Consider the following 14,203-nt stretch of genomic DNA (forward strand, 5'->3'; position numbering starts at 1 on the left):
TGAACCGCGCCGGGTTTTCTGGAGGTCATTTGTGTTGAGTCACGCCGCCATGGCGACGTCCTCGACTTGAACATAGTAGCGTGCTTCGGCCTCGGCGGGCGGGATATTGCCGATGGGTTCGAGGAGGCGCCGGTGGTTGAACCAGTCGCCCCATTCCAGGGTGGCGAACTCGACGGCCTCCAGAGTGCGCCAGGGTCCTCGTCTGCGGATCACCTCGGTCTTGTAGAGACCGTTGATGGTCTCGGCCAAGGCGTTGTCGTAGGAATCGCCGACGCTGCCCACGGAGGGCTCGACGCCGGCCTCGGTGAGGCGATCGGTGTAGCGAATGGCAAGGTATTGCGACCCGCGGTCGGAGTGGTGGATGAGGCCGCTGCCCTTGACCGGCCGACGGTCGTGGAGCGCCTGTTCCAAGGCGTCGAGGACGAAGCCGGCGTGTGCCGTGCGCGACACCCGCCAGCCGACGATGCGACGGGCAAAGGTATCGATGACGAAGGCCACGTAGACGAAGCTCTGCCATGTGGCCACGTACGTGAAATCCGCCACCCACAAGGCATTCGGGCGGGGCGCCTGGAATTGGCGGTTCACTCGGTCGAGCGGGCATGGCGCCGCCCGGTCGCTGATCGTGGTGCGCACCGCCTTGCCCCGTGTCGCGCCCTTCAGGCCCATTTGGCGCATCAGCCGGGCCACCGTGCAGCGTGCCACGTCGATGCCTTCCCGCCCCAACTGCCGCCACACTTTCCTCACCCCATAGACCTGGAAGTTTTCATTCCAGACCCGTCGGATAGCCAAACTCAGCTCCGCGTCGCTTCGCGAGCGGGCCGGCGCCTTGGCCGGATCGGCCGTCCGGGCGGCATGGGCGCGGTAGGTCGACGGGGCGATCGGCAGGACCTTGCAGATCGGCTCGACCCCGTGGACGGCGCGGTGCGCGTCGATGAAGGCGATCATTTCTTGAACGGGCGGTCGAGCTCCGCCTGAGCAAAATACGCCGACGCCTTGCGCAGAATCTCGTTCGCCTGGCGCAGTTCGCGATTCTCACGCTCCAGCGCCTTGATCCGCTCCTGCTCGTCCGTCGTTGGCCCCGGCCGCTTGCCCTGGTCACGCTCGGCCTGCCGGACCCAGCCCCGCAGCGTCTCCGCCGTGCAGCCGATCTTCGCCGCGATCGAGCCGATCGCCGCCCACTGCGAGGCGTGATCCCCCTCGTGCTCGAACACCATTCGAACCGCGCGCTCGCGCACTTCAGGGGCGTATTTGGGTGATGCTTGCTTCGCCATGATGACCCCAGTCTCTCAAGAAACGGGGCCTCCAGAAAACCCGGCGCGGTTCAACGCGCGTCGGAGACGAGAGGGGAAGCCATACACCTCTCAACAGACCAAACGCCGTTTTGTTAGGTGCTCTTAATCCATGGCGATCTCCTCTCATGGTGAGACGCCTGCATTCCGGCATGACAATCCACGGGAATGGGGACTCGGAAAAAACCGGGGATTGAATCATCCGGTAGGAGAGGACCATAGGACCGGCTTGGCTCCACCGGCGTGATGTCCGACCCGGCTTCGCCTCTTCGGCGCATGCGTTTGATTCACGGCCCCGTCGACCGGCATGGCGCCATAGGCGGGATCCGGCTATTCTCTTTGCGCGTATAAGATGTCTTCGACCCAAGGGGGACCGCGTCCATGGCCATCGATCCGGCACTTGCCGTATTCTTTTTCGTCAACGCGCCCGCGATCGCCGAACGCCTGCCCACCGGTGCGCCGGCCATGGTGCCCGATGGGGCCGAGGCGGTCGCCGCGGCGTTGCGCCGGTTGCCGCGCGAGCGGGTTCCCGAACTGCTGGCCGAATTGGTGCCGGCTGTGTTGGCGGCCGATCCCGGGCTGTCCGACATGCTCGACGAGGTCCGGCGTCGGCAGGTGGTGCGGAGCGCCTCGGAGATCGCCCAGCTCCTGCCGGCGGTGGAGTATGTCATGGACCATGCCGGGGTGTTGGCGGCCATCATCGTCGGGCTTCGCCTGTTGGGCGAGAACCGGGTCAAGATCGGCGGCGTCGAGATCAAGACCGGCTCCGTCCTGCGTGAACTTGCCGAGTTGGTGACGTCGGTGAAATCCACGAAGTCATGACCCGCGAGGAGGCCGAACGGCTGGTCGGGCAGGTCCTCGCCGCATCCGACGAGACGGCGCTTCAGCGGTTGATCGAGGAGCACGCCGCCGGCATGGGGCCGCTGTTCTTCGAACTGCTGGAGACGCGCGCGTCGGAACCGCTGTTGCTGGACGTGGCGCGCCGTCATCTGGCCCTGACCGGTGGAGCGGCGCTGTCGCATCTCGACCTCGCCATGCGTCTGTTGGAGGCGCATGTCCAAGGCCGGTTGGCGGAGGCCGTGGAGGAACTGCGGCCGGCGCTCGACGAGGATGCGGTCGATACGCTGATCAAGGCGGCGGAGGCCGGGATCACCCGACGCGCCGATCTCGGACTCGGCCGGCGCATGCTCGACGTCGCCCGCGCCGCGCTCGAACGCGGTGGGCATGACCGGCTGCGTCCCACGCTGGCGTTGGAGGAATGCAACTATTTTCTGCTGACCGACGACACGGCCGCAGCCGAAGCCTGCCTGCGCGGGGTTCTCGATGGGGGTGCGCCGATCGCGGATCCGCTGCTCCGCCACGCGCTGGCGGTCAACCTCGGTGTCGTGCTGCTGCGCCAGGGGCGTTACGCCGACCTCGTGCGGCACTATACCGATCTCTTGCCGGAGATCGACGACGACCGGCTGCGCCATTCGGCCCGCTCCAACCTTGCCCTGGCGCATGGCGCGCTCGGCCATACCGGAACCGCGCTGACGATGTTCCTGGAACTGGCGGAGGATTGCCGGCGCCTCGGCGACGAAGACCAACTCGCCACCGTGCATGGCAATCTGGCGCTGCTCCACGAACGGCTTGGCCTGCCCGAGGAGGAGGAAAGGCATCTGCGCGTCTGCCTCGACCTGGCGCTGAACCCAGCCGGTGCCGACCGGACGCGCGACTGGCATTCCGTCGCCACCTCTTGCTGCAACCTTCACCTCTTCCACCTGCGCCGGCGGGAATTCGCCAAGGCCGCGCATTGGCTGACGCAATACGAGAAGATCACGCGCGGGACCGGCGTGGATCCCGATGGGGTGACGCGCGGCCGGCTGCGCCTGGAGTTCGCCATCGCCCATGGCGATCTGCCGGCCGCCCTGGAGATCGCCGAATCCCTGGTGCCGCGCCTGCCCGAACGTGTCGATGAAGAGGTGCTGGCGATGCTGGGCAGTGCCGGCCGGGTGATGCTGCGGGCCGGTCGCCTCGACCGCGCGGCGGAACTGTTCGAGCGGATCGTCACGCTGTGCGAGCGCTCGGGACACGGTGACCTGCTGCTGTCCGGACTCGGCTATCTGGGTGTCGTCCGCCTGCGGACGGACAAGACGGCCGAGGCTGTCGCCCTGTTCGCCCGCATGACCGCGCTCGACCGGCAATTGCGCGGTCATGTCGACGACCCGTTGCACCAGTTCACCTTCTCCTCCCAGCATGAAGCGTTGTACGAGGAGGTGATCGGGGCGCTGATCGACGGCGGCGACGCCGGCCCGTTGTTCGACGGCCTCCAGGCCGCCAAGGCGTTCGCCATCGGCCATCGCCATGCCGCCCCCGCCGGTTTCGCCGAACTGAGCGCGGCGCTGCCGCCGGGCACCGCCTTTCTGGAATACGATCATCGGGCCGGACGCAGCGTCTGCGTGGTGGCGGTGCATGGCGCCGCCGAACCGGTGCTGGTTCCCCTGCCGCTCGGCGAGCGGGAGCTGGCCGAGGCGGCGGCGCGCTTCGACCGTTGCCTTGTCTGGGCGCGGTCGTTGCTGGCCGGCGATCCCTTCGCGTGGCTGGAGCCGGTGGCCCAGGGACTTCTGCATCCGGTGATCGAGCGGTTGGGCACCGATGTCCGGCATCTGGTGGTCGCACCGGCGGGTGGTGCCACCCGGCTGCCGTTCCACATTCTGCCGCTGGCCGGCGGCGGGCGGGTCATCGACCGTTTCGCCGTTTCCTATGCGCCAAGCGCCACGGTCTGGCTCGCCGCGGCGGCCCGCGCGCGCCGTCCCGCCAGCTTCGCGCTCGCCGCCGGTGGCAAGCGCGACGACGGCGAGGGTCTGCGGCGCGGCTTCACCGACGAGGGCGAGGAGGTTCGCCGGCTGCTGCGGAGCGCCGGTTGCCGCGAACTGGCGGCGGCGATCGGCACCGGCGACACCTGCGCGGCGCTGCTCGACCATCTCGACGCCGACATTCTGCACGTCGCCGCGCATGGCTTGTTCGATCCCGCGCGGCCGGCGGCCAGCGGCCTGTCGCTGTCGGCGGACGGGCAGGACCGTTTCGTCTCGTTGGAGACGCTGGCCCATCGGCAGACGGCGGCGGAGCTGGTCTTCCTCAGCGGCTGCGACACCGGCCGCGTCGCCCCCTTGCGCAACCAGGAGGCGCTCGGCCTCGTCAGCGTCCTGCTGAGCCAGCAAGTGACGGCGGCGGCGCTGAGCTTCTGGCCGATCCTGGGGGAGGGGGGCGTGGCCCCGGACATCGTCGCCGCCTTCTACCAAGGCTGGCTGCTGGCGGGCCTGTCGAAGGCCGAAGCGTTGCGCCAAGCCATGCTGCGCCACCGTGACCGGCCGCTGTACGAATGGGCCGGCTACGGCCTGTTCGGCTTTGCGGCGGAGGGGCGGTGATGGCGACGGGTGGCGGCGAAGGGCTGGAGGCGTTCGTCACAGCCCTTCGGACGTTGGAACCCACCGGAGAGCGCGGCTTCGAAGGATTTGTGCGCGACGTGCTGCGCAGCGTGCTCGGTCGTCAGATCCATCTGATGAAATCCGGCCCCCAGCATGGTTGCGACATGGTCGCCGACAGCCGCCCCGGCCTTCCCGAGATTACGATCGAGTGCAAGCGCTACTCCAAACCGCTGCGGTTTGATGCACTTCGCAGGAAACTTGAGGACGCGCTGCATAAAAACCCGAAGCTCGATATCTGGGTGATCGCCGCGACGACGCAGATCAATCACGAGGATCTGAATCGCTTGCGGGTGATTGCGAAAGGCATCGGGGTGGAGTGTCTGGATTGGAAGGCGAATCCCGGCGCCATCCCGTCTTTGGCCGCCTTATGCTCCCTTGCGCCGGATGTCGTGAAAGGGTGCTTTCCCGACATTTGGCCCGCGTTCGCCGCCGACATCGAAAGGCGCAAGGACGAGTATGCGAGGCTCGGCGACGACATCCGGGACTCCCTTACTCGGCAAAGCGGCGGGGCCGCCATGTGGGCGGACACCTTGCGGTACGATGTCGGCACCGATTCCCCCATGGCTGGATGCCGGCACGTCCCCTGGCAGGAATACACCATCGAACGTCCGCTCGAAGCGACGCTGTTCGGGCATCTGCGGGCACAGCCCCCGACCCCGCGCTGGGTGGCGGTGACCGGTCATTCCGGCGTCGGCAAATCCACCCTGCTGCGCCGGTTGTCGCTGGAAGGGCGGGTCGATCTGCGCGTGCTCGTGTCCGGCATTCACCTGATCGCCGACGAACTTCCCGACGATTTCGCGCCGCCGCCGGTCGCCTTCGACGGGTCGAGCGTCCTGCGTCGCAACCTGGGGATCCTGCGGCGGCGGCTTGACGCCCTGCCGCGGGATGGGCGTGCGGTGGTGGCGCTCGACACGCTCGACGCGGTGGTCAACAACGTCCGGGACAGCCGGATCCTTGCCGACTTCATCGATGCCGTGGTCCGCGACCGGCGGGCGGTGCTGGTCACCACCAGCCGGAAGACCGAATTCACCCGGCTGATGCGTGGTCGCGGCTGGATCGAGGACACCACGTTCCGGCGGCTGGAGGTTGGCGACTTCGACGAACAGGAACTGGCGGAGGCGATCCCCCGCTATGCCGATGCCTTCTGGGATCGCTTGTCGCGGCAGGAACGGGCGGCGTCGCTCGACAACCTGTCCAGGCTCAGTCTGGGCCGGCAATCGATTCATCGCATTCTGGCGCATCCGCTGACCCTGCGGCTGCTGTTCCAATCCCATCCAGACGGCATCGTGCCCGAGGCGTTGCGCGTCATCGACCTGTACGATGTGTTCTGGAAGCAGAAGCTGCGGTCGGGCAACTTCGCGGTCTCGCCCGAACTGCGGGAGGCCGTGGCGCTGTTCAGCGTGTTCCATATGTTGGATAGGCGGGAAACCCGCCTGTCCAAGCCGACGCTGCTGGCCGACCTGACCCGCCACCCTCAGGTATGCGGCCTGCCGAAGCCGACGCTTGACGAAGCCGTCGATGCGTTGAGATCGGAAGAAATCTTGAAGGCGCCCGAGGACAAGCCGACGGCTCCGAACGGAGAACTGGTCTGGCTTGGCGCCTGGGCGCGGGAAGACGACATCGAATTTTTCCACGACAGCTTCTTCGAGCACGCCGCCGCCCGGCTGTTTGTCGCCGCCGGACCAGAGGCTGTCGACGGCCTGATCGACCACACCGACCGCGAGGTCGACCTGAGCGCCTTCGCCATCCTGCGGCAGGTGGCTCTCCTGCATTCCGGCCATGGGGCGGACATCGTCGCTTCCCTGCTGCGGCGCGGACAAGACCTCGCGGATGCGGCGGCGGTCGAAACCTACATGCAGATGACCTCGGCCATCGCCATCGACGCCCGCAGGCCCCTTGAGATGGCCTTGTTCTCCGCGGATCGCGGAGGGATGTCTGGCGAGAACCGCCTTCTCATACGCTTCCTTGGCTGCTGCCACGAAATGACCGCCGACCGCCATGACGAATTGTTCGCCCTTGGCGACCCCTGGAGCGGGGATGGGAGAGGTTTCCTGACAGCCATGCTGTTGGATACGGGCAGCACCGAGGTGACGGTCGAACTGTTCGAAGCCGTGGGCCGGTTGGCCCGCTTCCGGTCGGATCGGCTGGCGCCTTGGCTGAACTGGGCGATCGATGCGTGGCGCCCGGCGTGGATGGGCTCCGAGCAACAGCATTGGGCGTTGCGCCTGATCGACGCGTTGCGGGGCATGGCGGCCTGGGATGCCGCGCGGGCGACGGATCTCTTATGGGCGGCGTTCCTACGTTTCACCTCGTCCAAGCTCAGGCGGCTTGCCCTCGAAGCGTGGCGGGATCTTCCACGGAGCGAGCGGCGGAGATACGTCACGAGGCTTTGCGATTTCATCGACACCTCGCCTGATCTCGCCGGTAGCGAATTGTCGCCAATGGTGGCCTGGGCCTTGGCCGATGTGACCGAAAACCGAACGGCCGATGCGGAGCGGATTTTCACCCGACTGGCTGGCGGAGGAGAGCCGAAACCCGCCGACCAAGTCATATTCGCCCATATGGTGCCGCCGGAAGATCGCACGGTGTGGCTCGACCGCATCCTCGCCTTGGTGGCCGCCGACCGGACGCGCAGCCCATTGCGCGACTTCTGCTGCAACGTCTGGCTCGGCGATGGGGACGTACCGGTCGCCCGGTATCTTCTGGCGCTGGGGGCGGAGGCGCCGGGCGCCGGAGCCACCTGGATGATCGATCGTGTGGCTCACTCGTTTCCGGCCGGGCAGGCCGACCGGATCGGCCCATCCATCGCGGCGGCCTTGCCCCGCCCCGGAGCGGACGGCGACCGGCGGGAGTGGCGCAAGAGGCTCAAACTGGCCGCTTTCGGCATACAGACCCTATCCGAAGAGGCGCTGCACAGCTTCTTGGATGGTCTGGCCGACGTGCCGCCGAAGGACCGCGAGAAGGTGGTCGGAAGCCTGCCCAACCCCCTTGGGATTCCAGACGGCGCGCGCGGACGTCTGCTGGATCGGGCGCTGGAGTGGGCGGCGGAAAACGCGATCGGCAGCAAGCGCGCGGCCCTGATCCTGTTGGAGAGGCTGGCCCACGACGATCAAGTGGATCCGAATGCCAGCCGGCGCGGCCGGGTGGTCGAAGACATCGCTCGCGACACCGCCGATAGCTTCATGGCCGTCTATCTGGCAAGTTTCGGCGCCATGCCGATCACGATCTGGCGCGATGGTCTGCCGATGACGCAGGTGATGGCCGCCCTGGGCAGTGCCTCCGGCGGCACGCGCGTCGCCGCCGCCGATTTTCTTCTCCAACTGGTGCGAGAGCATGGGGACGCGGGGCTCCTGGTTGATTGGCCGGCGGTCTGGGCGCGGCTGATGGGTGAAGAGGATCTGGGGGTGGCGAAGGCCCTGTGGCATGCCATGAAGGCGGCGGTCGGGCAGAGGTTGCCCGGAGCCGTCCAAGCGGTCGATGCCAGCGATCTGCGGCAACGGGTCCGGCATTTCCTGGAGCGGCGAAGTCAGATAGCCTTTCTCCGGCATGTCTGGGGATTCATCCGGGCATGGGCTCCGTACAACCTGGAGGTGGCCTGCGCGATATTGGCCGAAGCCCTGCTGGAATCGGCCAGCGGCCAGGAAATCCCGCTGACCGAGGCCCTGGTCGATGTGCTCAGCCTGGAGGGGGCCGGGCCTCATATCGAATGGTTGATCGGGCGGCTTTCCGGCCCCTTCAAGGATGAGCAGGCCAGGACGCGCGCCCAGACCTTCGGCATCCGGGTGATGGTCCAGCTTCCGGGGGAAACCTTGCGCGACATCGGGGCGGGCGAAAGCATCGAGGCCCGCCTGAAACGGTGCGGCCTCTGCCATGACGCCCTGGTCCACTTGATGGAGCGTTTACCGAAAAACCTGCAAACCGGCCCACGCTTTGCCCCGGACATCCTGGGGGCGCTCGCGGCGGCGGTGGACCGCCAGTTTGCCGCAGCCGTCGCGTTGGATCATCGTGTGCATGCGGGCTGATCGCCCTGTCCGCCGAATCCGCGTGTGGCGACTGGCTACGCGGGGGGCGTCATCCCATCCACCGTTTGCGCCGCCATCAAGCGGTCCAGCATGCGCCTCCGTCGTTCCGTCAGCGTCAAGCCGTTCACCGGCACCGCACCGCACGCCCGCACGAGTTCGACCGTCGCGGACGCCAGCCGGGGCGGCGGCAGGCGGTCCATCCAGGGTTCCAGCCGATCCAGGATATCCTCCAGCAAGCCGCTCACCGGTTCCTTCCGGTCCATGAGGCTGTCGACCGCCACGGCGGCGGCGTCGCAAAACCCGTGGACATCGTCCAGGCTGCCCGCGTTCAAGGCATCCCGATGAAAGGCAAGCGCCTGTGCGACCGCGTCCGACGTCTGTGGATGCTCGAGCGCGGTTCGGGCCATCGCCCGGACGTTCAGAGCCGGCCCGCGCCAGACATGCGCGTCTCCCTCGGTTCCCAATTCATCCATCGCGGCCAGGGCGGATTCGCTCAGTTCCAGCGCATCGTCCGGGCGTTCGGCGACGAGCAGCAAGCGGGCGCGGGCGACCTTGACGTTGATGGCGGTTTCCACGGCCGGCAGCCAGCGGCCGGCCAGATCTCCGATGACGTCCAAGGCGCGCGCCGTCGCGTCCAGCCCCTCGCCAACGCGCTCCGCCATCGTCAGATAGACGCTGAGATTGGCCAGACTGTCCGCCGCCAGTTTGCGGGCATGGACATCCCAGGACTCCAGACGGTCCAGCGCGGCGATGGCGCGCTCCTGCGACGCGATGGCGGCGGCGAGATCCCCGGCGGCAAGCGCAATCACCGCGTCGTTGTGCAGCGCATTGGCAAGATCGGCGGTGAAGCCCGCACCGCCCAGATCGACGAGCCGTTCGAACAGGGGGATCGCCTCCGCGATGCCAGCCCTCGCCTGGTCCAGGCGGCCGGCGGCGTTGTGCAGCACCGCGTCGAACTCCAGCGATGACGCCAGATCGTCGAGGCTGGCCCGTTCGTCCACCGTCATCCGGTGCCGATTCAGCACCACCATCTCTCCGGTGACGGCACAGGCGTCGTCCAATTCACCGCGCAGCCAGTGGGTTCGCGCCAGCGTGTGCAGGGCGACCGGCAGCTCCGCCGTCGCCCAATCGGGGTCGTGACCGGCCAGCCCGCGCACCATCGCCACCCCCTCGCGCGCCATGTCCAGTGCCCCGTCGAGATCGCCCAGGTCGGACAGCCGTCCGGCCAGATGCACCATCGCGTGGGCGGGGGCGGCGCTGATCAGACCGGCATCGCGGGCGGCCCGGATCGCGTCCATCGCCTCGCGCGCCAGCCGCACCGCCGCGCCGGCATCTCCTTGTTCGGACAGACGCTTGGCGTAGGTGTCGCGGATGCCGATCCGCAGCTCGGCGTCCGCAAGCCCGTCCGCCTCCGCCTCCAGCAGAGTGGCATGGGCGCGGACGGCGAGAGCCAGTGCCCCGTCACCGTCTCCTGCCTTCGCCAGCACGTCGCTGAGGTTGGGCAGAAGTTCCAGCAGATGCGGGCGCCGCCGGGCTTCGGGTAAATCTTCAAGCAGCGCCAGCGCGGCGGTGCCGGCCTGTTGGGCCTGTGCGACGAATTCGCCTTGAAGGCCGATGTGGCACAGGGCGGACAGCGCGTCGATCTCCAGGTCGATGGGCATGAAATCATGGGCCATGCCGATCCGGCGGGCCAGATCGGCCGCTTGTTCCGCCATTTCGAAGGCGAACTCGGCCTCGCCCAAGCGCTCCAGATCGATGGCGTGGTTGATCAGGCTGAGGACCAGTGCCTTCGCATGCCGCGCCGAACGGAAGCCGGTCAGCAACCTCGCTTCCGCCACCGCGCGGGCCGAGGCATTCCGCGCCTTCGCCATGTCACCAGCGGCAGTGAAGATGGAGGAGGCGTTGATCAGTGCGTCCACCAGTTCCGGCCGGTTGGCGTCGGGGTCGCGGTTCGTCTTGCGCTCCACAAGCGCCAGGGCATGGGTGATGGCGGCCTGTGCGGCAACCGGACGCTCCACCTCCAGCAGGAACAGCGCGTGGTTGCCCAGTGCGCTCGGCAAATGTTCGAGCGCGCGGTCGCCTGAGCCGCGAGCGCGCAGCAGCAGATGGACCGCGTACCGGCTGGCGTCCAGCGCGCCATCCCGATCGCCCAGATTGGAGCGGACGGTGGCGAGGTTGATCCATTCCTCCACCATGTCGAGCGGAACCGCATCTTGCCGCTCCGCCGAGGCGAGGGCGTGGCGCAGCCAGCGTTCGGCCTCGGCCAGATCCCCCTTCGCGGCCAGGACGCCGCCATATTGGCACAGCAAGGCGAAGGGGGTGGGCATGCGGTGCCGACGCAGCAACGCCAGCCCCCGGCGAATGATCGCGACCGCCGCTCCATGGCGTCCGGCCCGGTCCAGCCACCCCACCAATTCGCCGACCGCATCGGCCATCCGCAAGGGGAAGTCGGGGTGCGAGGGATCGTCGCCGCGCAGCATCGTTCGGACGATCACCGTCCAGCAGGCCGTTCCGATCTCGATCAAGGCGGGATGCTGCGCCCGCAAGCCGTCCGCCACGCGACGGGCGAGCGTCGGATCCTTTCGACGGCGTATGGCGTTGGCGAGGAGCTTCGCCATCGGTTCGCCGGTTTCCAGGGCGACGGTCAGCGCCTCGTCGGCCAGACGGTCGATGTGCTCTGCGAGCAGCCGGCGCAGGCGCCGCGCGCTGGCTCCGCGCGGACGGTCCCTGGCGGCGCGGGTGAGCCGTGTCAGCATGTCCGCCCGCCGGTCGGGCGGCGCATCGAGCACGGCCTGATCGAAAGGGTCGTCCAGAAGGGGGGAACGCGCAGTCATGGTTGATGCTTATCCATCAGGGCGTGGCCGAGAAGGTCCGGTTGGATCGGGTTCAGCCAGTCGGGGCCGGGGTAAGTGTCATGGAAGATCTCCACCACCCGCTCGATCCGGTCGGCGGACTGCCCCGCCAAGGCCGGACAGCGGGTCAGCAAGTCGATGGCGGCGCGCCGTGTGGGGGCGCCGTTGTTCATGTAGATCCACGCCGCCGTCTCCATCAGGGTCCGTGATTGGAGCCAAGTCGCCTGCTTGGCGAGATAGCGCTGTTCCCAGCGCAGCGCACTGTCCAGGGGGGTCCGTTTCCGGTCCCCCTTGTCGCCATACACCACCTTCCAGGCTTCGAGATGCAGCAGCAGGATGCGGTCGAAGTCGTCGCGGCGCAGGTCGATGTCGCCAGGCAAGGCCGTTGCGATGGCGTCACCGTCGATTCCACGGGCGGCGGCGAAGGCGCGCGCCGCTTCCGCCAGCAACGCCGCGCGGTCGCGCTGGGCATGCGCCGCCTTCCTCGGGGCTGCCGGAGCGATCCGCCGTATCGACAGGCCGCTATCGTCCCCGAGCATCAGATCGGCGGCGGCGCAGGCTTCGCACAGCGCGGTTCGCCACCCGCCGTCGCCACGCGCCAGCAGGGCCAGCCGCACGCGATCCCATACCTCCATTTCCTGAACCAGGGCGCACAACGCCGCCAGATCCTCCGCGCGCCGTTCGGCATAGTCGATCACGACGAGGATTGGCCGGGAGTCGGCAAGTTGCCGGATCAGCCCTTCGCGATCCTGGGCGGTCGCCCCTTCCCGCAGGAAGCCGCCCCGGCAGCCGAACGGCCCCAGAGCGAGGCACAGTTCGATCATCAGGCGGGTCTTGCCCATGCCGCCGTCCCCGGTGAGCAGGCGTGCCGGTTCGTTGCCGCCGCGCGCCCAGGCGATCCAGTCCTCAAGCTCTCCGTCCCGGTTCATGAACGGCACGACGCGGAAGCGAGGATCGAGAACCGCCGTCGGCGTCATGCGGTCCTTCAGGCAGGGCAGGCTTGGATCGTGGATCGGCCGATTGGGGGCCTCTTCCAACAACCGTCGGCACACGGCATCCGCCGCAGCCAGCATGTCCGTGCGTGCGGCCAGGGCGGCGAGCACCGGCGCCAGTATGGGAAAATCAGCCGCCACGGCCTCCCGTCCCGCGACCAGCGCGCCGGCCAGCGGCGGAGCACCGGCCGTGGGCCAGTCGAGCACCACCTCCAGGATCCGCTCCCGGGCGGCTGCCTGCCGTAATGTCTCGGTCGCCTGCAAGGGGAGACCGACCGTGCTTGCCACCACCCAATGGGTCATGCCGGGCGCGGCGGTGACGGCCGACGTCAAGCCGCCCAGCAGATCGCGAGTGTCTGGCGGGCGGTCGCGATAGCGTTTGGCTTCCAACCGCACAGCCCCACCGCCGGCGTCGCCGCTTGGCTGCCGTCCAGCCGATGCCTGCCGGAAGGGCGTTCCAAGGATACCGGACAGCGCGGACGCTATCGCACGCTCGAATTGCGATGGCGAATGGTCGAGCAGGAGGGATCGCAGAGTCAGCAACGGGTCGGGGATGGGGTGATCGATCAATTTCATTGCGATAGCAACGATTGTTAAATTCAATCAAAAGATATAATTGCCATTCTGGCATATGAATAATAGATATTTTCATTGGATCAAAGCAACCAAAAACCACAATTTCGAAGCCATATGTGGGCCGTCCGCACGCTCCAAGCCGCGCCGCGCCAAGCTGGAAGAGCCGGCAGCGGTTACGTGGCCGGCGCCATGCAACTCTTCCCACGAGTCATCACCGCCCAGGCGACGCGCGCCGTCTTATTGGCCAAGGCGACGGCCGCCAGCTTGGCGGGTTTGCTTTTCAACAGCTTCGTCGTCCTGCTTCGGCTGGCGTTGCCCTGGCGAGCGAACCGCATGACGGCGGTTGCGCCGACGACCGGCAGGTGCTGGAGGTAGCGGTCGCCCTGCTTGCAGAAGCCGATATGGCGTTCCTTGTCGCTGCTGCTATTGGCTTTCGGCGTCAGGCCATCAGCGCCGCAACCATTTTTGATCCCTGGCACTTCGGAGATCTCGCCAAACTGTTGCCCTGGCTTTTAACCAAGTACTTTAGAGGCCTATGTTGAACAAAACTCGCCTCCTCATTGCGGCCGGGCGATGTCGTCATCGTCGACAACCTGTCCAGCCATAAGAGCGACAAAGCCAAAGCCGTTCTCAAGGAACGGGGCGCCTGGTTCCTCTTCCTGCCGCTACAGCCCAGACAGAAATGACCTTCGCCAAGCTCAAGGCTCATCTCCGACGCATCGGTGCCCGCACCATCGAGCCGCTGTGGAAACCTGCTGGCTCAATCTACGATCGCTACACTGACGATTAATGGTTGATCTATTTAAAATACGCCGGATATGCGCCTGATCAGAATTTCAAATATTTTAAATTACAATAATATGTATGGAATTTTGCGATGATTATTAAAAATCACAGTTTCGATCTACGGATCATACTATGATATGTATTGGCATGCTGTTGACTTTCGCAGGGATTCTCGGAATTATAACTTCCTGCATACCGCTTTGATGCGGGGCGGTATGC

6 protein-coding genes, 1 pseudogene and 1 other annotated feature are annotated in these 14,203 nt (G+C 67.0%); of the genes and pseudogenes, 3 read left to right on the top strand and 4 right to left on the bottom strand.

What is annotated here, in order from left to right; all coding sequences use genetic code 11:
• Positions 1-39: 39 nt before the first annotated feature.
• Positions 40-1,271, bottom strand: a protein-coding gene (locus tag ABMY26_RS00950) for an IS3 family transposase (protein WP_372394606.1) whose coding sequence is annotated in 2 segments (ribosomal slippage) — positions 40-977 and positions 977-1,271 — 1,233 coding nt in all. Because the reading frame shifts where the segments join, the coding sequence is not laid out codon by codon here.
• Positions 871-987, bottom strand: a sequence feature (AL1L pseudoknot). Its footprint overlaps the gene before it by 117 nt.
• 399 nt (positions 1,272-1,670) lie before the next feature.
• On the opposite strand from ABMY26_RS00950, the gene ABMY26_RS00955 reads away from it, so the two are divergent.
• Genes ABMY26_RS00955 through ABMY26_RS00965 form a run of 3 tightly spaced genes read left to right on the top strand, consistent with a single transcriptional unit; the run spans position 1,671 to position 8,778 of the window.
• Positions 1,671-2,111: a hypothetical protein gene (locus tag ABMY26_RS00955; protein ID WP_372394607.1), complete on the top strand. Its 441-nt coding sequence runs from the start codon at positions 1,671-1,673 to the stop codon at positions 2,109-2,111.
• A complete protein-coding gene (locus tag ABMY26_RS00960) occupies positions 2,108-4,696 on the top strand; it encodes a CHAT domain-containing protein (protein ID WP_372394608.1) in 2,589 nt (862 codons plus the stop codon). Before ABMY26_RS00955 ends, ABMY26_RS00960 begins: the two co-directional genes overlap by 4 nt.
• Positions 4,696-8,778: a restriction endonuclease gene (locus ABMY26_RS00965; protein WP_372394609.1), complete on the top strand. Its 4,083-nt coding sequence runs from the start codon at positions 4,696-4,698 to the stop codon at positions 8,776-8,778. The genes ABMY26_RS00960 and ABMY26_RS00965 overlap by 1 nt, the downstream gene beginning before the upstream one ends.
• A 35-nt stretch (positions 8,779-8,813) precedes the next feature.
• On the opposite strand, the gene ABMY26_RS00970 is transcribed toward ABMY26_RS00965, so the two are convergent.
• The 3 genes and pseudogenes from ABMY26_RS00970 to ABMY26_RS00980 form a co-directional block, all read right to left on the bottom strand.
• The gene (locus ABMY26_RS00970) at positions 8,814-11,612 is read right to left on the bottom strand and encodes a hypothetical protein (RefSeq protein WP_372394610.1); all 2,799 of its coding nucleotides are present in this window, start codon (positions 11,610-11,612) and stop codon (positions 8,814-8,816) included.
• Positions 11,609-13,198 carry a hypothetical protein gene (locus tag ABMY26_RS00975; RefSeq protein WP_372394611.1) on the bottom strand — a complete coding sequence of 530 codons (1,590 nt, stop codon included), beginning with the start codon at positions 13,196-13,198 and terminating at the stop codon, positions 11,609-11,611. The genes ABMY26_RS00970 and ABMY26_RS00975 overlap by 4 nt, the downstream gene beginning before the upstream one ends.
• Positions 13,199-13,371: 173 nt before the next feature.
• Positions 13,372-13,644: pseudogene (locus ABMY26_RS00980) on the bottom strand (transposase); the annotation flags it as partial.
• Between the last annotated feature and the right edge of the window lie 559 nt (positions 13,645-14,203).

Source organism: Azospirillum sp. HJ39, from assembly GCF_041507355.1.
GTDB lineage: Bacteria > Pseudomonadota > Alphaproteobacteria > Azospirillales > Azospirillaceae > Azospirillum > Azospirillum thiophilum.

What these genes read in the sequence shown, in the direction of transcription:
- ABMY26_RS00955 (WP_372394607.1), top strand. Translation starts at nt 1,671, where the DNA reads ATGGCCATCGATCCGGCACTTGCCGTATTCTTTTTCGTCAACGCGCCC.
- ABMY26_RS00960 (WP_372394608.1), top strand. Translation starts at nt 2,108, where the DNA reads ATGACCCGCGAGGAGGCCGAACGGCTGGTCGGGCAGGTCCTCGCCGCA.
- ABMY26_RS00965 (WP_372394609.1), top strand. Translation starts at nt 4,696, where the DNA reads ATGGCGACGGGTGGCGGCGAAGGGCTGGAGGCGTTCGTCACAGCCCTT.
- ABMY26_RS00970 (WP_372394610.1), bottom strand. Translation starts at nt 11,612, where the DNA reads ATGACTGCGCGTTCCCCCCTTCTGGACGACCCTTTCGATCAGGCCGTG.
- ABMY26_RS00975 (WP_372394611.1), bottom strand. Translation starts at nt 13,198, where the DNA reads ATGAAATTGATCGATCACCCCATCCCCGACCCGTTGCTGACTCTGCGA.